The sequence below is a fragment of the Vibrio sp. STUT-A16 genome, assembly GCF_026000495.1.
Lineage (GTDB): Bacteria > Pseudomonadota > Gammaproteobacteria > Enterobacterales > Vibrionaceae > Vibrio > Vibrio diabolicus.
Genome location: NZ_AP026765.1, coordinates 799,376 through 824,948 on the forward strand (window position 1 = coordinate 799,376; position 25,573 = coordinate 824,948).

Annotated in this window: 19 protein-coding genes; 8 read left to right on the forward strand and 11 right to left on the reverse strand. The window is 45.3% G+C overall.

The features are described 5' to 3' along the window. Positions 1–22 precede the first annotated feature (22 nt). Complete coding sequence (locus OO778_RS03790; protein ID WP_074191733.1) at positions 23–1,864, forward strand: DUF294 nucleotidyltransferase-like domain-containing protein; 1,842 nt, start codon at positions 23–25, stop codon at positions 1,862–1,864. After that, positions 1,854–2,570 carry a 3'-5' exonuclease gene (locus tag OO778_RS03795; protein ID WP_264910698.1) on the forward strand — a complete coding sequence of 239 codons (717 nt, stop codon included), beginning with the start codon at positions 1,854–1,856 and terminating at the stop codon, positions 2,568–2,570. The genes OO778_RS03790 and OO778_RS03795 overlap by 11 nt, the downstream gene beginning before the upstream one ends. A gap of 15 nt (positions 2,571–2,585) precedes the next feature. Here the strand turns inward: OO778_RS03795 and OO778_RS03800 are convergent, their stop codons facing one another. Continuing rightward, positions 2,586–3,584 carry a substrate-binding domain-containing protein gene (locus OO778_RS03800; RefSeq protein ID WP_074191731.1) on the reverse strand — a complete coding sequence of 333 codons (999 nt, stop codon included), beginning with the start codon at positions 3,582–3,584 and terminating at the stop codon, positions 2,586–2,588. 175 nt (positions 3,585–3,759) lie between these two features. Here OO778_RS03800 and OO778_RS03805 point away from each other — a divergent pair, with 175 nt between their 5' ends. Further along, positions 3,760–4,092 carry a tRNA-binding protein gene (locus OO778_RS03805; RefSeq protein ID WP_005494151.1) on the forward strand — a complete coding sequence of 111 codons (333 nt, stop codon included), beginning with the start codon at positions 3,760–3,762 and terminating at the stop codon, positions 4,090–4,092. 69 nt (positions 4,093–4,161) lie between these two features. On the opposite strand, the gene OO778_RS03810 is transcribed toward OO778_RS03805, so the two are convergent. Beyond that, entirely contained in the window at positions 4,162–4,713 is a 552-nt protein-coding gene (locus OO778_RS03810; RefSeq protein WP_074191730.1) for a gamma-glutamylcyclotransferase family protein, read from the reverse strand. A gap of 184 nt (positions 4,714–4,897) precedes the next feature. On the opposite strand from OO778_RS03810, the gene OO778_RS03815 reads away from it, so the two are divergent. Beyond that, positions 4,898–6,082, forward strand: a complete 1,185-nt coding sequence (locus tag OO778_RS03815; protein WP_264910701.1) for an NnrS family protein — start codon at positions 4,898–4,900, stop codon at positions 6,080–6,082. A 77-nt stretch (positions 6,083–6,159) separates the two neighbouring features. Here OO778_RS03815 and OO778_RS03820 read toward each other — a convergent pair whose 3' ends face one another. From OO778_RS03820 to OO778_RS03840, 5 genes are all read right to left on the reverse strand, one after another. Further along, on the reverse strand, positions 6,160–7,113 hold the full coding sequence (locus tag OO778_RS03820) for a CorA family divalent cation transporter (RefSeq protein ID WP_012841472.1): 954 nt from the start codon (positions 7,111–7,113) through the stop codon (positions 6,160–6,162). A 282-nt stretch (positions 7,114–7,395) separates the two neighbouring features. Continuing rightward, complete coding sequence (glpD, locus tag OO778_RS03825; RefSeq protein WP_074191728.1) at positions 7,396–8,955, reverse strand: glycerol-3-phosphate dehydrogenase; 1,560 nt, start codon at positions 8,953–8,955, stop codon at positions 7,396–7,398. A gap of 176 nt (positions 8,956–9,131) precedes the next feature. Then, the gene (locus tag OO778_RS03830) at positions 9,132–9,923 is read right to left on the reverse strand and encodes a DeoR/GlpR family transcriptional regulator (protein ID WP_006742414.1); all 792 of its coding nucleotides are present in this window, start codon (positions 9,921–9,923) and stop codon (positions 9,132–9,134) included. 159 nt (positions 9,924–10,082) lie between these two features. Further along, positions 10,083–11,600 carry a glycerol kinase GlpK gene (gene glpK, locus OO778_RS03835; RefSeq protein ID WP_006742415.1) on the reverse strand — a complete coding sequence of 506 codons (1,518 nt, stop codon included), beginning with the start codon at positions 11,598–11,600 and terminating at the stop codon, positions 10,083–10,085. A 58-nt stretch (positions 11,601–11,658) separates the two neighbouring features. Then, the gene (locus tag OO778_RS03840; protein ID WP_046875005.1) at positions 11,659–12,513 is read right to left on the reverse strand and encodes an MIP/aquaporin family protein; all 855 of its coding nucleotides are present in this window, start codon (positions 12,511–12,513) and stop codon (positions 11,659–11,661) included. An 897-nt stretch (positions 12,514–13,410) separates the two neighbouring features. Here OO778_RS03840 and glpT point away from each other — a divergent pair. Beyond that, positions 13,411–14,775, forward strand: coding sequence for a glycerol-3-phosphate transporter (glpT, locus tag OO778_RS03845; protein WP_264910703.1), 1,365 nt, complete (start codon positions 13,411–13,413; stop codon positions 14,773–14,775). Between the two features lie 56 nt (positions 14,776–14,831). Continuing rightward, the gene (gene glpQ, locus OO778_RS03850) at positions 14,832–15,887 is read left to right on the forward strand and encodes a glycerophosphodiester phosphodiesterase (protein ID WP_074191727.1); all 1,056 of its coding nucleotides are present in this window, start codon (positions 14,832–14,834) and stop codon (positions 15,885–15,887) included. Between the two features lie 77 nt (positions 15,888–15,964). On the opposite strand, the gene dapD is transcribed toward glpQ, so the two are convergent. The 3 genes from dapD to OO778_RS03865 form a co-directional block, all read right to left on the reverse strand. After that, positions 15,965–16,996 carry a 2,3,4,5-tetrahydropyridine-2,6-dicarboxylate N-succinyltransferase gene (gene dapD, locus OO778_RS03855; protein WP_074191726.1) on the reverse strand — a complete coding sequence of 344 codons (1,032 nt, stop codon included), beginning with the start codon at positions 16,994–16,996 and terminating at the stop codon, positions 15,965–15,967. A gap of 329 nt (positions 16,997–17,325) precedes the next feature. Continuing rightward, positions 17,326–17,622, reverse strand: coding sequence for a YebG family protein (locus tag OO778_RS03860; protein ID WP_041852896.1), 297 nt, complete (start codon positions 17,620–17,622; stop codon positions 17,326–17,328). Positions 17,623–17,750: 128 nt separating this feature from the next. Then, positions 17,751–18,677: a LysR substrate-binding domain-containing protein gene (locus OO778_RS03865; protein ID WP_074191725.1), complete on the reverse strand. Its 927-nt coding sequence runs from the start codon at positions 18,675–18,677 to the stop codon at positions 17,751–17,753. A 109-nt stretch (positions 18,678–18,786) separates the two neighbouring features. On the opposite strand from OO778_RS03865, the gene OO778_RS03870 reads away from it, so the two are divergent. Then, a complete protein-coding gene (locus OO778_RS03870; protein ID WP_025533968.1) occupies positions 18,787–19,761 on the forward strand; it encodes a TDT family transporter in 975 nt (324 codons plus the stop codon). Between the two features lie 75 nt (positions 19,762–19,836). Here the strand turns inward: OO778_RS03870 and OO778_RS03875 are convergent, their stop codons facing one another. Further along, on the reverse strand, positions 19,837–21,660 hold the full coding sequence (locus tag OO778_RS03875; RefSeq protein WP_074191724.1) for a DUF3413 domain-containing protein: 1,824 nt from the start codon (positions 21,658–21,660) through the stop codon (positions 19,837–19,839). A gap of 252 nt (positions 21,661–21,912) precedes the next feature. Here OO778_RS03875 and recC point away from each other — a divergent pair, with 252 nt between their 5' ends. After that, positions 21,913–25,404, forward strand: coding sequence for an exodeoxyribonuclease V subunit gamma (gene recC, locus OO778_RS03880; protein WP_258614089.1), 3,492 nt, complete (start codon positions 21,913–21,915; stop codon positions 25,402–25,404). Positions 25,405–25,573 lie beyond the last annotated feature (169 nt).

Below are 25,573 nucleotides of genomic sequence, written 5' to 3' on the forward strand. Positions count from 1 at the left end.
TTTCTAATTAAAAGAGTGTCATATGGATTCAACCTTGCTGCCAAATGTCGTTTCTTTTTTTAAAACGATAGAGCCATTTCATTTACTTCCTGACCATGTTCTTGATGCTATCGCTACGAACACAGATATTGTTTATTGGGGAAAGGAAGAGAGCGTCTCCTTAGTTATGCCTGAAGGAAAAAATTTATATATTATTCGATCTGGAGTTATCGAACAGAGATTTCCTAATGGTGAATTAAGAGCTAGATTAGGCGAAAATGATGTATTTGGATTTAATTTAGAACAGGATAAATATAAAGTAAAAACCATTGAAAATTGTTTAATATATAAAATTAATTATGCGTTCTTACTAAAAGAAGTTTCGAATTTTAAAAATGTTGTTAACCAGCTTGCAATCCGTGCAAGTCAACGTCTCACTTCAAGTATTAATGCACAGTATTCACAAGCAGAAAAAAGCCTGTTTTTTAAAAGGGCTAGAGATTTAGCCAATCATAATGTTGTGGTGGTGCATACAAACCAAAGTATCCAGCAAGTGGCACAAATCATGAGTAAAAAAGGCTGCACTTGTGCCTTGGTTACCAATGACAATGCCTTGGTTGGAGTGGTTACCGAGACTGACATGACAAGTAGAGTGGTTGCTGAGGCGTTTAATATCTATAGACCTGTTGAGGATATTATGAACGCTCATCCTCAGAGTGTTGACCAAAATGAGCCCGTGATTTCTGTGCTCAATCTGATGATGAAACACAATATTCGTAATATCCCTGTTCTTGACAAAAATAAACAGGTTTTAGGTTTGATTAGCCCTCAAGAGTTAGTTCAGAGGCATGGCATCCAGGCTGTTTTTTTGATTGAAAAAATCAGTAAGTGTAATAGCCTAGAGTCGCTTTCATTGTTAGTAAACGAACGTCAGGCAGTGTTTGAGGCTATGATAGAATCGCATTTGCCAGCCAATGTAATTGGGCAAGTTTTAATAATGATTTATGATGCCTTTACCTGTCGATTGATTAAATTAGCAGAAAGAAACGTGGGTTTACCTCCTTGTAATTATGCTTGGTTAGCGGCGGGTTCGCATGCGAGAGGAGAGGTTCACTTAGGTTCTGATCAAGATAACGCTTTAGTACTTGATGACTCAGCAACAGAAAGTGACCGAATTTATTTTCGACATTTTGCTATGTATATATGTAAAGGATTAGCGGAATGCGGGTATCCTTTGTGTAATGGGCGTTTTATGGCGGCTACACCAAAGTGGAATCAGCCATTATTCATCTGGAAGCAGCTCTACAGAAAATGGGCAAACAATCCAGAATACAATATGTTACTAAATCTTAATGTCTTTCTTGAAGTGCGCTTTGTTTCCGGGGATAGGTCACTATTTGATGAACTAAATAGTGAACGCGAGCGGTGTACCAAAAATAACCCTCATTTAATCGCAGCCTTAGTTAGAAATTTAATATCACACCGTCCACCACTAGGGATATTCAATAACTTAGTGTTAGAAAACAATGGTCACAACGAAAAATCGCTGAATATTAAAAAGTCTGCGATTGGTCTGGTGGTCGATATCGCTAGAATTTATGCTCTTCATAAAGGCGGAGGTATGTTGTCTACGGAAGAAAGATTCGATTTTGCGTATGATACAGGATTGATTAATAGCACTTCACATCAAGACTTGATAGGGACTTATCGTTATGTAACGCAATTACGTTACTCACATCAGCTGCAATGCTTACAAGGTGGAAAGCCAGTAACGAATGCTATATTTCCTGAGCATTTTGGCAGCTTTGAAAGACAACACCTCAAAGATGCTTTTCGCATAATACGCGGTTATCAAGACACGTTAAAAATGAAATTTGGCTCTTAGTATGTTTGGCTACTCATTCCAGTCAATTGAACATCTAGAACACGTGCGCAGAGAGCTAGAAAAATCTAGCTTGCCAGATGTATTTAACTCTATAGGAAATACGCCTCTACCTGGAGCTTTATCGGACGCTAGAGAGTTAGACACGTTAGTCTTGGACTTTGAAACGACAGGATTTAATCCTGAAGTAGATAGAGTAATCAGTATTGGATGGGTCGAAATTCGAAACAGCAATATTCGTCTAAATAGTGCACGTCATATCTTCATTAATCATGCAATTGATATTTGTCATGAGTCAGTCAAAGTTCACCATATCAGGCCTGAAACGTTGCATGTATCGGGGATTTCAGAACAAGTTGCTTTAACTCAGTTGCTGGATGTAATTGCTGGTAAAATTCTTGTTGCACATGGCTGCATTATGGAGCAGAGGTTTTTAGAGCAATACATCAAGATGAAGTACCAGAATTTGAAGTTGCCATTAATATGGTTAGATACATTAAAAATCGAGCAATATCGCACCCAACTGAGACCTACTCGGTCTGACTGGCGGTTAAGTTCAATTCGAAAGGAACTCAACCTACCAACATATCAAGCCCATAACGCACTAAATGATGCGATAGCGACTGCCGAACTATATCTAGCACAGATTAATTGCTTGTTTGGCCTTTCATCTGCGCCATTACATGTTTTAGTTAATGCTTCGCGCTAACATTTAACGCATATATCAACAACGCTCAACAGAATTTCTTCGTACCAAAGTTGGGCTAAAAATAATGGTTTCGTCTTCAATTTTTTCGTCACGAGATAGCGCCAAAGCCAAACGGGCGGCGCGTTCTGCCATCATCTCGATTGGGTAGCGAATAGTGGTCAGGCTAGGGTGAACAAAGCGGGCGATCAAGCCATCATCGAACCCGACCATAGATACCTTATTTGGTACGTCAACGCCATTTTGATCTAACGCTGCCAGTGCGCCAGCGGCCATGTAGTCGTTGTAGGCCACCACTCCAGTAATCTCCAAAGATTTGGTTAACAGGTTGGTCATCGCAACTTCGCCACCATCACTGTTGGGCTCACCGTATTCGATGTAGCTTTTGGAGAGTTCAATACCATGTTCTTTCAATGCGGCTTGGTAACCTTGCAAGCGTTCATCGGTATCTTCGATATCGTGGGATGAGGCAATGCAAGCGATTTTGCGATGCCCGTGACGAATCAAATATTCTGTCGCGAGGAATGCCCCCTTGCGGTTATCAAGGGAAATACAACGTTCGGCCAGTTCTGGGATATGACGATTGATAAGCACCATACCTTTCACTTCTTGGGCATAGCCAATTAGCTCCTCATCAGATAAGCCTTTCGAGTGGATGACTATTGCATCGCAACGGCTGTTGATCAGCAATTCTAGGGCTTGACGTTCATCTTCTGGATTATGGTAACCGTTGCCAATCAAGATATGTTTGCCATTTTCGCGCGCGATATTATCGACGGATTTGACCAGCGTGCCGAAGAAAGGATCGGACACATCACTCACCAACACACCCATGGTATTTGTGCTTTGGCTCACCAGTGCACGAGCTGCGGCATTGGGTCTGTAACCCAATTTGCTCATTGCTTTGGTGACCGACTCTACCGATGATTGACTGGCTTTTGGGGACTTGTTGATCACGCGAGAAACCGTTGCGACCGAAACACCGGCTTCTTTCGCGACATCCTTGATCGTTGCCATATAGAACCTTTAGTGGCTAAAATTTTGACTGGAAGTATTAAACACCCATTGTGTAATAAGTGCAATTTAATAGGGGATTTGCTTTCGGAAATGAGAACTTTACCACTTGTATTTATTAAGCTTACTGATAGTGTAAACGTTATCTTTTTAGTAAAACTTTACTGAGGTTTTAATTATGGAAACTATCGCTTACTCAGATTTTGCCAAACTGGAAATTCGTACCGGAAAAATCATTGAAGTGGCTCGTCATCAAAATGCAGACAAGCTGTACATTGTGCAAATTGATATTGGTGAAAAAACACTGCAAACCGTAACCAGCCTAGTACCTTATTACACCGAGGAAGAGTTGATGGGCAAACAAGTGGTCGTGTTGTGTAATCTTGCCAAAGCCAAAATGCGCGGTGAAACCTCAGAATGTATGTTGTTGTGCGCAGAAACGGATGATGAATCCGAAAGTGTGTTGCTAACTCCAGAAAGAGCGATGCCGACTGGGGTGAGAATTGTTTAATCAGTTCACTGGTCGCTCTATTGTAAAAACAGCTCTTAGTTTAGAGCTGTTTTTACAGATGGGATTGAGCTACGAATTTTGGGCAATCAGATTATCAATCAACTCGTAATGATGCTCTTGCACGCCTGCAAGGTTGCCATATTTAGGTTGGTGGCGGTCATTTTCTTTTGCGTGTTGCCAGCCAATGGTGTGACGCACGAAATGCTCTGCAAACGCATGAGATACTTCTAAGCAACCTGCTAGCACGGTATCGACATAGCTTTGCATGATTGGGCTTTTTACGCACGGTGGTAATGGCTCGTCTTTTACGTAAACCCAGATGCTATGTTCTTGGTTAAAGTTCGCGTCCGTTTCTATTTGATCTGGCTTAATTTGAATACGATGATAACCACGCTCACGGTGATCGAATTCTGCGAGAGCCTCTTCATTCACTTCGAGTAAAACGCCGTTGACCTGCCCATCGCCTTGGTTTACAACCAGAGGAGACAGAGTGTAGCTGTCATCAATTTTTCCCCAGTAGCGCACCAGTCCATGAGCAATGACGGGAATGGCTTCTCCCGTTTGTCCGGTTAACTTACGTGACGCAGAATTAATCAAACTGCCATAGCCAAATATGTACATCTTCGTTGCATCCCTTAACTGATGGTTGTGTCTCTCACCGTTTATACCTAACCCGCCTCTGAAGCACAACTTTACCTCTTAAGTATAATCTTAACCCTTAACATGTATTTTTTATGCATGTTTATGGTAGCATCAATATTGTAGTTGAGTTAACCAGCATCGAGAGACGCTTGAGGGCAAGATAATGCTGAATATCACCGATAAAAAAGTGGAAGAAAAAATCCCCGCATGGCTGCGATTAGGCTTTCGGCCGTTTTTTCTGTTTGGGTCGATTTACGCCATTGTTGCGATCGCGTTGTGGGTGTGGATGTTCCAGAGCGGACAGCCAAACGCATTAGCTGTACCGGCATTATGGTGGCACGTACATGAAATGTTGTTCGGTTTTTCGATGGCAATCGTAGTTGGCTTTGTACTGACCGCGGTACAAAACTGGACTGGCATTAATGGCACCAAGCATTACATGCTTCTGGCTTTATTTGGCTTGTGGTTAGTGCCCCGCATATTGCTTTGGACACCAGCACCGTTGTGGTTAACCAGTAGTATCGAAGCGGTATTTTTACTGTTTGTCGCCTATGAGGTGGGCATTCGTGTGTATCGAGCCAAAGGCTGGCGTAATTTGTTTTTTGTACCGCTGTTTCTTTTGGCCATCTTTGCGAACTTTGCAAGTTACGCGACGATAAAAGGCATGCCGCCGTTTAGCTCTTCTGTTGTATGGCAGGCGATGTTGTGGTGGTTTACGTTGTTACTGTCGGTCATGGGCGGACGTGTGATTCCATTCTTTACTGCGCGTCGATTTAATTTCGAAAAAGCGCAACCACTGGCTTGGTTAGAATGGTTCGCGAACTTGCCGTTGGTAATGCTATTTGTGCTGAGCTTTTTCCCTGTGACGTTTGCAGAGCTAGGTAATCCTTTGATGCTGTTTGCTGGTGTTGCTCAGTTGGTGCGTTTTGTTCGTTGGAAACCTTGGTTAACCCTGAGCGAGCCTTTAGTGTGGTCGCTGCATGCTGCGTATTTGTGTTTGCCACTAAGCTTAATTTTGCGAGGCACTTGGGGAGATGCATTTGCCAGCCATAACCTGATTCACCTGTTTGCGATAGGTGCATTAGGCGGCTTGATTTTAGCGATGATCGCACGCGTGACGATGGGACATACTGGTCGCATGATCTACAAAGGTCCGAACATGAGCCTTGCGTTTGCGGCGATTACCGCGGCAGCTTTGGTTCGCAGTTTTGCTGTGATATTTTATCCTGCCAATATGATGCTGTGGATTAACATCAGTGGCGGATTGTGGATTGTCGCATTTGGCCTGTTTGTTTGGCGCTTTGGCGTGATGCTTATTACCCCTCGTGTTGATGGTCATCCCGGATAGGGCTCTAATGTGAGTAGAGAAAGAGGAGCCGCGCGCTCCTCTTTTCTTTTGATTGTTGTTCTTTATAGGATTAGTGCTTATTCGTCTTCGTCGTCCGTTTTATTCGTGAACCCCAAACGTTTGAATAGCCACCACTCTAGAGCAAAGATGACAATTAAAGCGATACAGAACCAGGTGAACGCCATGGCGGATTCCACGCCTGGCATACCGCCAATGTTGATGCCAAGCAAACCTGTTAGGAAGCTGGTTGGCAAGAAAATAGTCGCCACTAAGGTAAATAGATAACTGTTTTTATTAGTTTTCTCGTCACGATGATGTTTGATTTCTTCTTGAAAGAGTGCGACTTCTCCAAGATAAAACTCAAGTGTTTCATTTATGCGCGTAATATTATTGTGGGCGAAGCGATATTGATGGGGCCTTAAAGCCACCAACTCGGACTCTGATTCAACGAGATCACGAATAGCATATTGCTGAGGGCGAATAAAACGTTTGATGGAGATAAGCGCTTTTTGAGTCGCCATATGCTTGTACGTCGATTCATCATTCACATCAAACTGGTTTAACGTCTCTTCAATCGTATCGAGGTAAACGTCTATTTTGCTATTTAATCCTTCAATAATCTGATGAAGTAAACCAGCAAGGCTTTTCGGACCTTTATGTTCCGCCAATGCTTGACGAATTTCCATGATGGCACGCGATGGGATCTTACGTGTTGAAATCAGTGCCCCTTGAAAATAGAGAATTCGAATACTGAGCATGTCTTCTGGTGAAGCATCGCCATTCATATTGACGCCTCGTAAAATCAACATGAAGTTCTCGTCATCCAAAGGGTGGAAAGACGGTCGGCTCTCGTCGGCTAACAGGTGATCAACAGTGGCACGTGGTACTTGGTTTTGCTCTAGCCAGCCACGAATATCGGGATGCAGCCGTTCACAATGGTACCAATGTTTGGCTTGAATCTGCTCCGCCGTTGTGGATTGCTGAGTTGCTTCTGGGGTTGAAAAATCCCAATGTTCAATCATAAAACCCATTTTCTTTTCCTTGTCTGAGCCTTTCCCCAAATAACTCGGAAAGAGCCTGTTCTTCCACTGCATTTTTCCGGGAAGTGCATCAGTGATAACGTTCTGAACCCAGCGCCATGAAGTTATTCAGGGATAATTATTTAAATGAGTATGATTGCATTTAACGCTAAATGTCTATGAATAGTTGCTCTTATTTGTAATCAAGTGAAGCAAGCCAAAGTGTGGTGTAAAAACAGCAAAATAAAAAAGCCTGCAGCGAGGCAGGCTTTCTAGTGGGGAGGGGAGGAGCAGCTAGCCAACTTGAGAAAGATTAACCACTTTCTGCTGTAGCTTTTCTTTTAAATAGTCCGATAAAGCCAGCTTTTCTTCGTCGTTCATGTACAGACCAAGCTTGGTACGACGCCACAAAATGTCTTCATCGGTCATTGCCATTTCATGGTTCATTAAGTAGTCGATCTCACGTTGGTAAACACCGCCGGCTTGCGATGAGAACGCGTGTCCAAGGTCAGCTTCGCTTGCTGTGCCTTCCATTAAGTTCCACGTTTGGGTACCAAATTGTGTCACGTAACGAAGAATCAATGCTTCTGGCGCCCAAGCGTATTTAGCATGAATTTGTTTAGCTAATTGTTCACGACTACAGCTGAAGTTACCACCAGGTAGGGTTTGATTTGCCGTCCAGTCGCTTCCCATCTCTGGTAGGAAAGGAGCCAGCTTTTTCATTGCCGCTTCACCCAGCTTACGGTAGGTCGTCAGCTTACCACCAAAGACAGAAAGCAGAGGTGCATGGTCGTATTCCGCATCGAGTTCTAGCGTGTAGTCTCGTGTGATCGCTTGCGGAGAGTCAGATTCATCGTCACATAAAGGACGAACACCGCTGTATGTCCAAACCACATCTTCGCGAGTCAGCTGGTGGACAAAGTGTTGGTTTACGATGTCGATGAGGTAATCGACTTCGTCATCTGAGATTGCCACTTCGCGTGGGTCACCTTTGTATTCCACATCTGTTGTACCAATGATTGAGAACTTATCTAAGTAAGGAATCATAAATACGATGCGGTTGTCTTTGTTTTGAAGAATGTAGGCTTGCGGTTCGTTGTGGATACGAGGAACAACGATGTGCGAGCCTTTGATTAAGCGAATGTTACGAGGAGAGGCTTGCTCTAATCCATCATCAAAGAACTGTTTTACCCAAGGGCCAGCTGCGTTTACTAGTGCTTTTGCTTTGCGTTCGAAACGTTGGTCTGTCATCACGTCATGAATTGTGACATGCCAGATACCACCTTCACGGTGTGCTTTTTCTACGCGGCAGTAGTTACGTACTTCTGCATGGTTTTCACGAGCAGCCAGAACGTTAAGTAATACTAAACGCGCGTCATCAACCCAACAGTCAGAGTATTCGAAACCGGTTTTCATTTCTGGTTTTAGCAAGCCCGATTTCGCTAAGTTGACGGTTTTGCTGCCTGGCAGAGTCGTACGTTTACCCAAGTTATCGTAAAGGAACAGACCACAGCGAATCATCCAAGCTGGGCGTAGGAATGGGCGATGAGGCAAACGGAAACGCATTGGTAGTGCAACGTGAGGCGCTTTGCGAAGAATAACTTCACGTTCTGCGAGCGCTTCCGAAACCAAACGAAACTCATAGTGTTCAAGGTAGCGTAAACCGCCGTGGATCAGTTTAGAACTTGCCGAAGAAGTAGCGGACGCGAAGTCATTTGCTTCGTATAAGCCAACACTCAAACCGCGGCCAGCTGCGTCTGCCGCAATACCAGCCCCGTTAATGCCGCCACCAATTACGATCAAGTCTAAGGTAGTGGATGAGCTAGTAGTGGAAGCATTTTTTTGTATACTCATAAATTTGACCTCTTGGTGAGCGAACGAGCATTTTGGAACATGATCTAATCCTAGCTTAGGTTTCGTTTGTGATCATCTATTATTTTCGTTTGTGAGCGTTTTGTGTGATTTAGGCACAAAAAAACCTCTGCCTAATTAAGACAGAGGTCATTTGAGAGGCAAATTAATGATTGAAACTACTCGTTTTCGAAGTTTGTCTCGTTCGCTTCAACGACTTCAAGTGGAATTGAAGCTTCTTTTAAAATCGACAAGATTTCTTCTGGTGGCTGCTTGTTGGTAAAGATCATGTTGAGCTGAGCGATATTGCCTAGCTTCACCATGGCATTGCGCCCGAACTTGGTGTGGTCGACGGCAAGAAATACACTGCGGCTGTTGTCGATGATCGCTTGTTTGACCCTGACTTCGTGGTAATCAAAGTCTAATAGTGAGCCATCAAAGTCGATACCACTGATGCCAAGAATGCCAAAGTCGAGCCGGAACTGTTTAACGAAGTCGAGAGTAGCCTCGCCAACAATGCCGCCATCGCGACTTCGAACTTCACCGCCAGCTAAGATGACTTTGATCTCTGGGTTGGGGAAGAGAATGGTTGCCACGTTGATATTGTTGGTAACCACGCGTAGCTGTTTATGGTTTTTATTGAGCGCTCGCGCAACCGCTTCTGGTGTGGTGCCGATATCAATAAATAGAGTCGCGCCATCAGGAATGTGCTTGACCACCTCGTCTGCAATGACATCTTTTTCATTGAAGTTGAGCGCTTTACGCGTGTTGTAAGATGTGTTTTCAGAACTGAGAGGGATGGTTGCACCACCGTGATAACGACGAATTTTGTTGTCGTCGGCGAGTTCATTAAGATCGCGTCGGATGGTTTGTGGGCTGACATTGAATCTTTCTACCAACTCATCCGTGCTGACATAGCCTTGTTTTTTCACCAACTCAACAATCTGTTGGTGTCGAGGTATTTGCTTCACTTACCACTCCCTTGTGCATTGGTAACGGCCAATGCTTCAAATTCGAAGCTCTATTGTGCTCGAATTTGCGCGTTGTGAGAAGTAAGCGAGTTCAGGAATCAGGGGCAAAGCGCAAAAAAGAGCGCACAAATGGCGCTCTTTTTTCGTATGGAGGTGAGATTAATCTTCTTCGTCGTGAAGCTCAGACCAGGTTTGCGCACATTTCACTGCGCGTTTCCAACCCTTGTAACGACGATTGCGCTTTTCTTCATCATCGTGCGGCTCAAACGTGCGATCAAGCACCGCTTTATTCTGCAACTCGTCAATGCTGTCCCAGTAACCCACGGCAAGACCTGCAAGGTAGGCTGCACCAAGAGCCGTCACTTCTGTTACTTGAGGGCGGTGTACTTCTGTATTCAATACATCGGATTGGAACTGCATTAGGAAGTTGTTCGCTACCGCACCGCCATCGACGCGAAGATTCGCAAGTTTAATACCTGAGTCGGCTTGCATCGCATCCAGTACGTCACGAGTTTGGTAAGCGATGCCTTCCAAAGTTGCACGGATAATGTGGTTTGAGTTCACACCGCGAGTAAGGCCGACAATCGTGCCACGTGCGTAGGCATCCCAGTATGGTGCGCCTAAACCAGTAAAGGCAGGCACTACATAAACGCCGTTTGAGGTATCCACTTTGGTTGCGAAGTATTCAGAGTCTTCTGCACCGTTTAGGATTTTTAATTCATCACGTAGCCATTGGATAGAAGCACCACCCATGAATACGGCACCTTCAAGTGCATAAGCAGGCTCACCTTTCGGACCACAAGCCAAAGTTGTCAGTAGGCCGTGCGTCGAAGTGACTTTTTCTTGGCCCGTATTCATTAGCAAGAAACAACCCGTGCCGTAAGTGTTTTTCGCCTGACCCGCTTCAACACACATTTGGCCGTAAAGCGCAGCTTGTTGGTCACCAGCAATACCAGAAATAGGAATACGAGTACCGCCTTTACCACCAATGTTGGTCTTACCGTAAACTTCCGATGAACGTTTTACTTCTGGCATCATAGATGCTGGGATACCAAGCTCATCTAACATTTTCTGATCCCAACATAGATCGTTGATGTTAAATAGCATTGTACGCGATGCGTTAGTGTAGTCGGTCACGTGAACGCGGCCTTGAGTCATCTTCCAAACTAACCAAGTATCGACGGTACCGAACAACAGCTTGCCTGCTTCTGCGTCTTCGCGCGCGCCCTCAACGTTGTCCAGAATCCATTTCACTTTAGTGCCAGAGAAGTAAGGGTCAAGCACCAAACCTGTGTTGTCACGTACGTAGTTTTCTAGACCACGCGCTTTTAAATCTTCACAGATGTCAGCAGTACGGCGACATTGCCATACGATCGCATTGTAAACGGGTTTGCCTGTTTCTTTATTCCAGACGATAGTAGTTTCACGCTGGTTAGTAATACCGATAGCCGCCAATTGGTCGCTACGGATGCCAGACTTAGCTAGAGCTTCTACCAACGTAGAGCTTTGTGTTGCCCAGATTTCCATTGGGTCATGTTCTACCCAACCTGCCTCTGGATAAATCTGAGTAAATTCGCGCTGTGCGACGCTTACGATGTTCGCGTCATGATCAAGAATTACTGCGCGAGAGCTTGTCGTACCTTGGTCTAGGGCAACAATGTATTTTTGCTCAGTCATGGTAAGAATCCTTTTGTTTCGTTATTTATATTTTAGTAAATGTTCGAGTTGCGTCAGTTTAAGCTCTAGCTTCTTCTGTTTCTTCTTCCGTCTCACATTGGTTTGGAATTGTACAGCCGTGGCCTTGTTGTGGAAGGTAAGCCGCAATCGCTTTTGGATACAACCAACCACCAAAACACGCGCCTGCAATCGGAGCAAGTAAAGGCACGATAAAGTAAGGAATGTCTTTAGCACCTGTCAGAGCGTAATCCCAGCCTGCGAAGTAAGCGAACAGTTTCGGTCCAAAGTCGCGCGCAGGGTTCATCGCGAAGCCAGTTAGTGGACCAAGAGAACCACCGATCACGGCAATCAAAATACCGATTAACAGCGGGTTCATTGCACCTCGTGCAGCGCCGTTATTTTCATCGCCCAAAGCCAAAATCGCAAACATCAGCACGGCAGTGATAACGAATTCCACAGCAAAAGCGCCAAAGAAAGAGAGGGAAGCATGTGGATAGGTTGAGAAGATACCAGCGGTTGCTAGTGCATCTTGGCTACTGCGGACGAAGTTATGTGCGATTTCGTAGTCGGTGAAAAGGTTGCTGTATAAGCTGTAAACCAACGCAGCAGAGCAGAATGCGCCAAGCATTTGGGCGATGATGTATGGCACCACTTTCGCCTTATCAAAACCATGGAACATAGCGAGTGCGATGGTTACCGCTGGGTTGATGTGCGCGCCTGAAACGCCGGCAGTACAGTAAATAGCGATGGCGACACCTAGGCCCCATACAATACTGATTTCCCATTGTCCAAATGATGCGCCTGTTAGAACTAAGGCTGCGACACAGCCTACGCCGAAGAAGATAAGTAGTCCTGTACCGATAAACTCGGCCAAACATTCTCCGAGCAGAGAGGGGTGTTTGTTCGTTGTCATGTTAAAAGTCCTTTGATCATTTTTGCCTGTCTAGCACGATACTATTGTGCACATATAAACGTTTGCGAAAACAAACGCGCGTTAAAAATGAGCGTTTGAGCATAAAATTGTTAATCAAAGTCTTCGTTTTTGTTAAATGGCGCATCTTTTAATCGAAAAAGAAAACAACGAAAAGAACTTCTTTGCTACGAAGTGTGTTTTGGAAGCGCTCAAATTACCGATGTGAAAAAGAATGCACAACTGGTAAGAGGAGTTTTGTGAAGCTGCTACGTGCTTGGGGATTTATTACTCAGATTTTGCGTAGTAATTAACCCTAAAGAGGTAAGGCGAGGTCAAGTACATCAAGGACTAGCGGTGATATAAGAAAATGCGTTGCTATGTTTATATCTCGAGAGGAACTTGTTATCCAAATTAGTGTTAATTATGAAAATGGAGAGGAAAATAAATATGGTTTATGTCTTGTGTTCGTGAATCACTGTCTAGGTTTGAGTTCAGATAACATTAGCTTTGTTATTTCGTTTGATACTAAGCGCGAACATTTTTCATCTTTTTAGTTATTTAGTGGTTTCGCGTAACAAGGATGGATGTGAAACACCCTTTTTACGGTTAATTTGTGTTCTTATTCGAGCCTTTGTTTCATTGGTTTCGAATTGGAATGCTCAAATGAGAGGTTGAAACATCAGTTTCATATTAACTAATTATGAGTAAAGTTGAACGATGGTCTAATTAATGCGCTCTAATTTACTGTATTTACTTATATTTAATTCATGTGCAACATTTGTCACAGAAATAAAATCCTAACTCAATACAATTCATGAACTTTCGAACGAAGATTTTGTTTGTTTCGTTCGCTCCTTTTGTGTTTTTTACCATCGCATACAAAATAATGAGGTTCCTATGTTTGGAATATTCAAACCTAAGGCGCACATTGATCGTCTGTCCCCAGGCAATATCGATAGCACCTACTCTCGCCTCCGTTGGCAACTCTTTATCGGTATATTTGTTGGCTACGCCGGTTACTATCTGGTTCGTAAAAACTTCAGTTTGGCGATGCCTTATCTTATCGAGCAAGGCTTTAGCCGCGGTGACTTAGGTGTCGCGCTGGCAGCTGTTTCCATTGCATATGGTCTCTCTAAATTTCTAATGGGCAGCGTATCTGACCGTTCCAACCCTCGCTATTTCCTTAGTGGCGGCCTACTGATGTCTGCATTAGTGATGTTTTGCTTTGGCTTTATGCCATGGGCGACTGGCAGCGTCACTGCGATGTTCATTTTGCTTTTCTTGAACGGTTGGTTCCAAGGCATGGGGTGGCCCGCATGTGGACGAACCATGGTGCACTGGTGGTCACGTAAAGAGCGTGGTGAGATCGTTTCGGTTTGGAACGTGGCACACAACGTGGGTGGCGGTTTGATTGGTCCACTATTTATTCTTGGCCTGTGGGCATTTAACGATGATTGGCGCACTGCATTTTATGTTCCTGCATTTTTCGCCACGTTGGTTGCTGTGTTTGTTTGGATGACGGTTCGCGATACGCCTCAATCTTGTGGTTTGCCACCGATCGAAGAGTATAAAGACGATTATCCTGATGACTATGACAAGTCGCACGAACAAGAAATGACAGCCAAGGAAATCTTCTTTAAGTATGTATTCAACAACAAGCTGCTTTGGTCGATTGCAATTGCAAACGCATTTGTTTACCTAATTCGCTACGGCGTACTGGACTGGGCACCTGTTTATCTAAAAGAAGCGAAGGATTTCTCGGTAGATAAATCGTCATGGGCTTACTTCTTATACGAATGGGCCGGTATTCCAGGCACATTATTGTGTGGTTGGATTTCAGACAAATTGTTCAAAGGTCGTCGTGCACCTGCTGGCATCTTATTTATGGTGTTAGTGACCGTTGCAGTGATGGTTTACTGGTTTAACCCTGCTGGTAACCCAATGGTGGACATGATGGCGCTGATTGCAATTGGCTTCCTAATCTATGGTCCGGTTATGCTGATTGGCTTGTACGCACTTGAACTCGCTCCGAAGAAAGCCGCTGGTACTGCTGCTGGTCTTACTGGTTTATTTGGATACTTAGGTGGGGCAGTTGCCGCAAACGCGATTCTGGGCTACACGGTAGACCACTTTGGCTGGGATGGTGGCTTTATCATCTTAGTGGGTTCTTGTATTACTTCTATTGTGTGTTTGATGTACGCCTTCTTAGGTGAGCGTGCGCACCACGAGCAAAAAGAGCGCGAAAAGGAAGCGCTAGCGTAATATTTATTTAAAGAGGCAGTGGAATACTGCCTCTTCGCTTTATCAAGGAAATAACAATGAAAACAAAGTCAGTATGTCTTACTTTTTTAGCACTTAGCCTCTCAGCTGGTGCGATTGCAAAACCACTTGTAATTGCACACCGTGGCGCATCGGGTTACTTGCCTGAACACACGCTAGAAGCCAAAGCGCTTGCTTACGCAATGAAACCTGACTACATAGAGCAAGATGTGGTAATGACGAAAGACGACCAGTTGGTCGTGTTGCATGACCATTATCTAGATCGTGTAACGGATGTTGCGGAGCGTTTTCCTGATCGCGCACGCAAAGACGGTCGCTACTACGCGATTGATTTCACACTGGCGGAAATCAAATCGCTGCGAGTAACTGAAGGCTTTAATATCGATGACAAAGGTAATAAGGTCGCTGGTTATCCGACACGATTCCCAATGTGGAAATCGGATTTTACCGTGCCGACGTTTGCTGAAGAGATTGAGCTGATCCAAGGACTTAACAAGACGTTGGGTTACGACATCGGTATTTACCCAGAAATTAAAGCGCCTTGGTTCCATCGTCATGAAGGTAAGGACATTTCTAAAGCGGTGCTTAAAGTCTTGAAGCAGTACGGTTACGACTCGCAAGACGACAAAGTCTACTTGCAGTGTTTTGATGCGAATGAACTTCAACGCATCAACAGTGAGCTCATGCCTGCAATGGACATGGACTTAAAGCTCGTTCAGCTTATGGCTTACACGGACTGGAACGAAACTATGGTGTACAAAGGCGATACAGCAACACCATACAGTTATGACTGGATGTTCGAAGCCGACGGCATGAAGAAAGTGGCGAGTTACGCCGAAGGTATTGGACCTTGGAAGCCGATGCTGGTGGATGATAAGTCAACCAAAGACAACATCATCATTAAGCCGTTGATGAAGTCTGCAAAAGACGCTGGTTTACAAGTTCATCCATACACGTTCCGTGCCGATCCAGGACGTATTCCTGCGTACACGGACAGTTTTGAAGGCATGATGGATGTGTACTACAACCAAGTGAAAGTGGATGGTTTGTTTACTGATTTCCCAGATAAAGCAGTCAGCTTTTTAAATCAGTAATCAGCACTCACGCATTTTGCTTTAAGCTAAAAAATCCCCCAACAGTTTTCTGCTGGGGGATTTTTCTTAACTATTTATTAGTTGTTTTTATGCAGTTCGCTGTTCAGTTCAACCGCGCTCTTGTTTGCAAGACACTCGATTTGACCTGTCACAGAGTTACGACGGAACAGTAGGTCAGAAACACCCGCAAGGTCGCGTGCTTTCACCACTTCGACTTCTTGACCTTCAGAATCTAGCATGAGTACTTTAGAGCCAGCGGTTACGTACAGACCTGATTCGATAGTACAACGGTCACCCATTGGGAAGCCAAGACCTGCGTTTGCGCCTAGTAGAGAGTTTTCACCGATGGAAACCACCACTTTACCGCCGCCAGATAGTGTACCCATGATAGATGCACCGCCACCGATGTCAGAGCCGTTACCAACCACTACGCCAGCAGAGATACGACCTTCAACCATGCTCACGCCTGTTGTACCCGCGTTGAAGTTGATGAAGCCTTCGTGCATTACCGTTGTGCCTTCGCCAACGTGTGCACCAAGACGTACGCGAGAAGTATCTGCGATACGAACGCCAGTTGGAACCACGTAGTCCACCATTTTAGGGAACTTGTCTACGCAATCTACGCTTAGCGTACGGCCAGCTAGGCGAGCTTCGATTTGACGCTCAGCCAGTTCAGGTAGGTCGATTGGACCTTCGTTAGTCCATGCGATGTTGTGTAGTAGACCGAAGATGCCATCCAGTACGGTGCCGTGTGGCTTAACTAGACGGTTGGAGATAAGTTGAAGTTTTAGGAAGCCTTCAGCAACAGATTGTGGCTGTTCATCCGTAGCTAGAATAACCAGTACAAGCGGCTGTGCTGATTCTGCTGCTTTGGTTGCGAAAGATGCGTTTGCTGCATCGCCGTTTGCTTCGAAAGCCGCCGCAAGTTCTGCGCTTTGTGCTGCAGAGATCTCGATAGCTTGGTTGCCTTGTTCGTAACCTGCTACTGCTGCTAGTGCGTTAACAAGCTCCTCATTTGGGTTAAGAACAGGGTTTGGAAAAAACGCTTCAATGATTTTGCCATCGCGGTTTTTAGTCGCTGTACCAAAGGCTAGAGAAAAGAAAGCCATAGTTGATCTCCATGTGTTGAGTCTTGTGTCTCGTCTGTTCACTGACAAGAAATAATTAAGTTGTCAGCCATCATAATGAGAGTGCTAGGGAGTTTAAAGAGGGGAAATAGATAAAGTCTGTAGATGGATACCTTTTGTCTTTTGGGAGATATGTCTGTCTGATGAGAAATGTGGTTGTGAGGTGGTCAATTAGCAGGTGTTTGTTGAAATGAAAGAAGGCGATTTGTCGTATCTGTGCTCGAAAGAAAGGGCGATCTTTCCATGATGATGTGTGCCTTCAGATACAAAAAACGCCACATGATGCGGCGTTTCTTTAACAAATGAGAGGCTTATGCAGCGTCTTCTTGCTTGTCTTCTTCTACAGATTCAAGCTTTTTTGCTTTCTTTGGTGCCGGTTTGCGTTTTGCACCCAGTGCGTAAAGCACTTCTTCTTTGTTTTGAGCGAGGTACATCGCAAGATCTTCTTGCTTACCTTCGTCTTCTAGAAGTTCACTTTTACCTAGCAGCGTGAATAGTTCGTCTGCCATGTCTAGCATTTTATCGTATGCGTCAGCTTCCGCTTTAGAGGTAAAAGTCATTTTCTCTTCTCCATTGCGTTCTACCACGTACTTGACGATTACAGCCATGGTTGGTCCCCTAACTTGGTGTATTGATACTGGCTTTTTATACAGTTTTTGACCAGTTAAGTCTAGCGACAAGCCTAAGAATGAGAGACACGTACGACTAACTGACCAGCATTTAAACTATCTCCGTTTCACTTGGAGGGCGTATTCTCTAGATAAAGGTTATTTGGTCGTTCCCAATCTTGGCAAAATTCGATAAACGTTCTGAGTAGTGGGCTTTGGTATTTCTCTTTGTGAACCAGTAGCCAGAAGCGACGTTTCATATCTAAAGGCATGTCGAGCAGTTGCACGCGACCGTCACGAATAGCAGGTTCAGCAGACAAACGTGACAAGCAACCTAAGCCTAGCCCAGCAGATACTGAGTTGATCAACGCTTCGGTGGTATTGAGCTGAAAAGCTTCATGCCAATGTTCCAAGCGCGGCGCGACAACGCGCATAAAAAATTCGCGTGAACCAGACCCCGCCTCTCGCAATATCCATTCGCTGTTTTCTAGCTCGGTTAAGTTTACTGGCCCTTCGTTCGCGGCTGGGTAATCTGGCGTGCAAATCACGCACATTTCATCTTCGCTAAACTGGGTGGACTGCAATTCAGGGTGAAGTGTTTTGCCTTCAATGAGGGCAATGTCTAACTCGTAATCGGTCAGCATGTCGCAGATTTGTGCAGAGTTAGAAATGAACAGGCTTTGGGAACGATGGTTCGTTTGCTGACGAAATTCGCTAAGCAAATAGGGCGCGACTTGGTTGCCAATGGTGTCGCTGGCGCCAATGCGAAGTTGGCCCGATAGCGCTTGGTCACCATCGAAAATGCTCTCGATGTCTTTGGCTCGGTTGAGTAATTCATCCGCCAGTGGCAGCAGTTTTTGACCTTCTTGGTTCAAAATTAGTCGGTTATTAACACGATCAAACAAGTGATGGCCGATCTGTTTTTCTAATTCTGAGAGTGCCATGCTCACTGCCGCTTTCGATAAAAAGAGACTATCAGAAGCCGCTGTGAGCGTTTTGTGCTGCGTGATCGTCGTAAACACTTTCAGTTGTTTAAGAGAAATGTGACTTGCCATACCCCACCGTTAAGTAATTTTGAACGTTTGTTTTAAATAATTAGATATATCGGAACGAAGTGCAAGCGTATTATACGCTCCATCAAGAGTGAGTCTGGTTGAGGTCATCATGATTCAAAGAACAAAAGCAAAAGTAATGGGAGCACCAACTCCGATGGCGGGTTTGGCTCTTGGTATTGCAAGCTTAGGCTGGAGTTGGGAAAACTTCGCCGAATTACATGGCTACGGACAGTGGATTAGTGCGGGTATTGCGAGCGTATTGTTGGTTATATTGGCAACCAAGTTTTTGCTACATAACCATTTATTGAGAGAAGATCTTGCTCATCCGGTTGTGGGTAGCGTGGTTCCGACATTTGCGATGGGCACTATGGTGGTATCGAACTCTCTCGGCCATTTTTACCCATTAGCTGGTGATGTGCTTTGGCTGATTGCAGTGGTTCTGCACATCGTGTTCTTGGTGAGCTTTGTTTACCATCGCGCCAAAGATTTTGAATTGCACCACATGGTTCCTAGTTGGTTTGTACCGCCAGTGGGTATCATCGTTGCGGATGTGTCTTTCTCTGGCAACCCGATGTTAGCACCAGTAGCACAAGGTGCATTGATGTTTGGGATGGTGGCGTACGCGATCATGTTGCCGATGATGATTTACCGTTTCATGTTTACCCATGAAATTCCGGATGCAGCGAAACCAACAATGGCAATCATGGCAGCGCCAGCAAGTCTATCATTGGCAGGGTACTTAACGGTCACTGCGACACCATCACCAGTGATCATCGCTATGCTATTTGGTATCGCGGTATTGATGACAGCCATCATTTACCTCGCATTCTTTAAATTGCTTAGACTGCCATTTAGCCCAGGCTATGCGGCGTTCACTTTCCCGATGGTGATCGGTGCGACGGCGCTGTTTAAAATGGCGAATTGGATGGAGTTGCAAGGATTGGCTGCGCACTATGTTCAACAAGTGCGAGGCTTGGCTGGTCTTGAGTTGATTGTGGCAACATTTGTTGTCTCTTATGTGGCTTTACAATACATCAACAACTTATTGATTCAGCCACGCTTGATGCACGCTCATCACGCTTAAATAGCAGATAGGGAAAAGCCTCTTGGTCTTACAGCCAAGAGGCTTTTTTATTTCAATCGGCGTCGATGTTGGACACTAGCCTTTTTTGTAAAATCGCGACATCTCATCCAGAGAATGACGAATGATATCGACAGGAACTTTCTGTTCTTTCTCGACTTTTAACTGGCGATTCAGTTGCTGAGAGTGCCCGCCAGGGTTGACCACAAGCATCAGTTCTTTGCCGACCAATGCATAGTTGTAGTAGCTGCCAGCAATATACCAATCGCGAGGGGCAGAACTATCAAACAAGTTATGACCAACGCTGTATGAACTCGTTGTGCCTTGAACGTCAAACAGCGTATTCATCATGGTTGGCACGACGTCAAAATGGGTCGTGCGGTAATCAATTTGCTCTGGTTGACGATTTGGCATGTACACGTAAAGAGGCACATGCACTTGTACGTCACTGTAGTTACCCGTGTGGCCCCAATAGTTCATCTTATGGTCATTAAACTCTTCACCATGATCAGATGAAATCACCACAATGGTATTGTCTAAGTCGACGTTTTTCAGCACATCACCAATCAAGCTATCGATGTAGTACAACGAGTTCTTGTATCGATTGTGGTAAAGCGAAGCGTCAAAATCGTTGTTGAGCAAAATGTGGTCAACGCGTTCCCAGTATGGTTTGAATTTCGCAAATTCAGGTTCAGGAAACACCGTGCCGTGGGCGGCATCGTAGAACAGAAAACCAAAGTACGGCTTGTCGCTGTCCTGCTTTTGGAACTCGATGAACTTGTCTGTGATCTGCTGATCGCGCTCGACTGCCGTTTCCCCACTTTGTTTCAAGGTCAAGTCCGACACTTTTTTGAATACCGTGCGAGAAAGTGGCGGGCTGGTGAGCGGTGCCGAGCCAAAAATGCCCATGCGGTAGCCTTCTGCTTGCAGCGTATCCATAAAAAGAGGAGAGCGTTGGCTTGCGTAAAAGCTTTCCCAGTAGGTCGCGGGCAAGCTGTAAAACAGGCTGAAAATACCCGCTTGAGTTGAGTTGCCGCCGCTCATATGTTGTGTGAAATTCACTGTTTTTTCGGCGAACTTGCTGACATTTGGCATGACTTCCGGCGTCGCATCACTGTAGCGCCACGCGTCAACCAAGATAAACAAAACATTGGGCTGCTTCTCTTTGCTTTGTACTTGAATGGGCGCAAGCGGGTAGTTGAGTGAGCTACGTTCAATGTTGGTTAACTCTACGCGGTTCTTCGATGCAATGTTCTCATCCACTAGGTCGTGTTTGTAAATAAATTTACGAGCCGTCAGCGGGTAGTAAAGTGGCCAGTTATTCGAAAACTGACTGACTTCATCGTCGTAAAGCGCGTTTTTGTACGCATGAATCATCTGTGTGCTGAGCAATACAGCAAACCAGACGCTGATCAAAACGAACTTAGCTCGGCTTTGTGCCAGTTTATTACTTACCCAAACGGTACAGGCGAGCCCGATCACCAGAACGGCAACTTCACTGATGAAGATTAGCCAACTCATCCACGAAATATCGAAGACATCACCGCCACCTTCGAAAAACATACGAATTAATAGGGCGTTGATGTGAAGTTTGTATTGCTGAAAAACGAGGATATCGACTTTAAACATGATCAATAGACAGATCGCGATAGCGATCACGATGCCTTTGAATGCTCGAGTCGGTAGAAAAGAGAGCAATAAACTCAACAACATAAATGGAAGTGCGATCAAGCCCAGCCAGCCATATTGAGTCGAAACCAAATAGTAACCTTGCAACAAGGTTAGCGGTTCATTCTGATTGTTAGACAACACAAAAGGATAACAAGCGATCGACAGATACACTGCAAAGCAAGCAAAAAAAGCAATCAGCCAAGCGCTGTTGGAAGACAGTTTGCGAAACATACTTTTTGTTTGTTTATAAATTATGGGTAGTGGGAGTATAAAACAGTGTTTTTTATTATGGAATAGTTGCGATGAATGTCACATTTTGTATGGAAGTGTCAGACTTGATTGACATGTGAAAATTAAGAAGATTCATACTCTATTTGAGTGATATATAACCTTTTGTTTTTTCCGAACACGAGATCACTGCGGGTTTAAATGGGGCTGTGCTAAGCTAGCTAACAGTTTCAATCGGCGCTCGGTATTCCCAATTTGTTTACTGTTTATCACTCCAACCAAGTTGACGTTCTTAAATCACTCCTTGTCGAACTGATTCGAATCAGTCCGCTGGAAAACCCGTTCGAAAAAGAACAAATTCTGGTTCAAAGTCCGGGCATGTCCCAGTGGCTAAAAATGGAATTGGCCAAAGAGTTTGGTGTTGCCGCGAACATTGATTTTCCGCTCCCCGCTACCTTCATTTGGGAAATGTTTACGCAGGTGTTGCCAGACGTGCCCAAGCGCAGTGCGTTTAACAAAGAAGCGATGACGTGGAAGCTGATGCATCTGCTACCGGGGCTTCTCGACCAAGAGGTGTTTTCGCCGTTAGCGCAGTACCTCAAAGATGACAGTGACCACTCTAAGCTGTATCAGCTGGCTGAGAAAATTGCCGATATTTTCGATGGTTACTTGGTGTATCGTCCGGAATGGATCGCAAGTTGGGAAGCTGGGCTGAGTGTGCCAGAGCTGGAAGATGAGCATCCGTGGCAGCCGATCCTATGGCAAGCGTTGTACGATCACACTGTGTCATTAGGACAGTCTCCATATCACCGTGCCAACCTTTATGAGCACTTTATCGACACATTAGCGAGTTTTAACGGCAATTTTGACCATTTACCCAAGCGTTTGTTTGTTTTTGGTATTTCTTCGTTGCCGCCTCGCTATATGGATGCGCTAAAAGCAATTGGTGAACACATCGACGTGCACCTGATGTTCACCAACCCGTGTCGTTATTACTGGGGTGAAGTTCGAGATCGCAAATATCTGGCTCGTTTGGCGGCGAAACATCGTCAGCACGTTGTGTGGCAGGACGATCACTCGGAAGTGCAAGGTGAAACAGAGCAACTGAAAGGATCACTGGAAGATAACGTGATCGATGAGCTGCACACCGATGTGGTCGGAAACAGTCTGTTGGCATCCATGGGTAAACTCGGGCGCGACAATATGTATCTGTTGTCTCAGCTAGAATCTCATGAAATTGAAGCCTTTGTTGATGTTGAGCGCGACAGTCTGCTCCATCAATTGCAAGCGGATATTCTCAATCTTGAAGAACATCAAGATGACCAACAGATTGAAAACAGTCATCACAAACAAGTGGTTAGCTTGGGTGATAAATCACTGAGCCTACACGCTTGTCACAGCCCGATGCGTGAAGTGGAAGTGCTGCATGATCAACTGTTGGCGATGTTCGATGCTGACCCAACGTTAAAACCGCGCGATATTATCGTGATGGTCGCGGACATCAACGCTTACAGCCCTGCGATTCAGGCGGTCTTTGGTAACGCGCCGGGTGAGCGTTTTATTCCCTATTCGATTTCTGACCGAACTGCCGATCAAGAGAGCCCAATTCTGGCTGCATTTATGCAGTTGGTGAACTTACCCAATACGCGCTGTTTGGCATCAGAACTACTCGAACTTCTGGAAACTCCAGCGATATTAAAGCGTTTTGAACTCAGCGAAGATGATTTCTTACAAGCCAAACAATGGGTTGAGGAATCGGGAATTCGCTGGGGGTTGGATGCCAATACCGGACGCGAATTTGAACTGCCGGAAACCCGTCAAAACACATGGCAATTTGGTATTCAACGCATGTTGCTTGGCTACGCGATGCCAGAATCCGCAGGTTTGTTTGAAACCGAGCAAGGCAGTTTGTCTCCGTACAACGAAGTGCAAGGCATGGGCGCAGAGCTTGCGGGCAAGTTGGCACACTTTATCCAACAAATTAGCACTTATCGAAGCAAACTTTCTCATGTTCAGACTATTGATGGTTGGCGAGAGACTTTGGTTTCACTGCTGGATGACTTCTTCTCCGTTGAGTTAGAAGGCGAAATGGCGCTCAAATCCATTCGCGATACGCTCAGCCAACTCAAAGAGCAATTAGCTGATGCCGCATTTGATGATGCGTTATCGCCGTCGATCATCAGCCAATACCTTCAAAACAAATTATCTGGCACACGAGTCAGCCAGCGCTTCCTGGCTGGTCAAGTGAACTTTTGTACTCTGATGCCGATGCGCTCTATTCCGTTTAGAACCGTTTGTCTACTGGGGATGAATGACGGCGTGTACCCACGCTCCATGCCGCCGGAAGGCTTTGACTTGATGACCGGAAGAACCAAACCGGGCGATCGTTCGCGCCGAGATGATGACCGTTACCTATTCCTCGAAGCGATGTTGTCTGCACAGCAAACGCTCTACATCAGTTATGTTGGCCGTTCAATCCAAGACAACACCGAGCGAGTGCCTTCGGTTCTGGTTTCTGAGCTGATGGAATACTGTCACCAAAACTATTGTTTAAGTGGTGATGAAGCGTTGCCCGTTGATGAGTCTGGCGACAACTTATTAAATGCGTTGGTGAATACCCACGCCATGGTGCCGTTTAGCCCAAGAGCGTTCCAAGGTACGCACGCCAGCTACGCGAAAGAGTGGATTCCAGCGGCATTGACTCAAAGCAGTCAATCGCAAGGCTATGTTCGTCGTGATTTTAATCGGGCATTAGACGACTATCTGTTAGGAGCGACGTTCCCACTTGAGCTCGACTTAGTCGAGTTGCAACGTTTCTGGCGCTTACCTGTGCAGTATTTTTTCAATCGTCGTTTAAAAGTAATCTTTGAACCGCCACTACCGGTGATGGAAGACGACGAACCCTTTGTTTTAGGTGGTTTGGAAAGCTATCAAATGCGTGATGAGCTGTTAGAAACCTTGCTTGAAACGACATTGACGCAGCCAGAGAAAAAAGCAGAGGTGCTTAAACACTTTATGAGTCAACAGCGCGCGAAAGGCAAACTGCCAGTGGGGGCGTTTGGTGATATCGAGTTTGAAACCAACCGAGTTCAGGCGGAAGACCTGGTGGACAAACTGGCGTTTTTATCTGGTGCCCCTCAAGACGATTTGGAAATCGACCTGACGTTTGATTCCTTGTTTGAGCGAAATGAAGGCGAAGAGAAAAACGTTCGCCTAACAGGTTGGCTAACTCAATGCTACCAATCCGGTTTGATTCGCTATCGAAGCGGTAAGATTCGAGCGCAAGATTACCTTGCAGCGTGGATCGATCACCTTGCCATGTCGGCGTCGGGTCATGCTAAGAAAACCCATCTGATTGGCTACGATCGTAAAGAAGGCGCGCTGCATTTTATCTACCCAGACATTGCCGATGTGCAGTATGCCAAGCAGCTACTGACTGAATTGGTTCGCTTGTTCTTCGAAGGCATGACTAAGCCTTTGCCTTATTTCCCGAAAACGGCGTTGGCTTGTGTTGAAGCGGGCTTTAGCCGGGGTCAGTGGGTCGATGACGAAGACAAATCTTTGAAGAAAATGGCTGACGCATTCAATGATGGCTTCATGAGCCAGGGCGAAGGCAATAACGCGTACATCTCTCGAATTTGGCCTGCTTGGAATGATGAGTTGGCCTCAGAAGTTCGTTTGCTGACAGCATTAGTACTGCAAGGTGCGCGCTTAGCGGTTCAAGACGCCGATGACGTAAAAGCGTAATAAAGACAGTTGGATAAAGAGAAGGAAGAGTAGGGTGGCCGCCAGAAAATCATTATTTTTTGTAGGGCGTTCGCTGTACGGCCACAAGGTCAGAGGGACCATGATACTTTTGTTTAATTCATTTGAGTTGTGCCGCCAAAAAGGTTTGGCTTATCTCGTGGGGCGCATA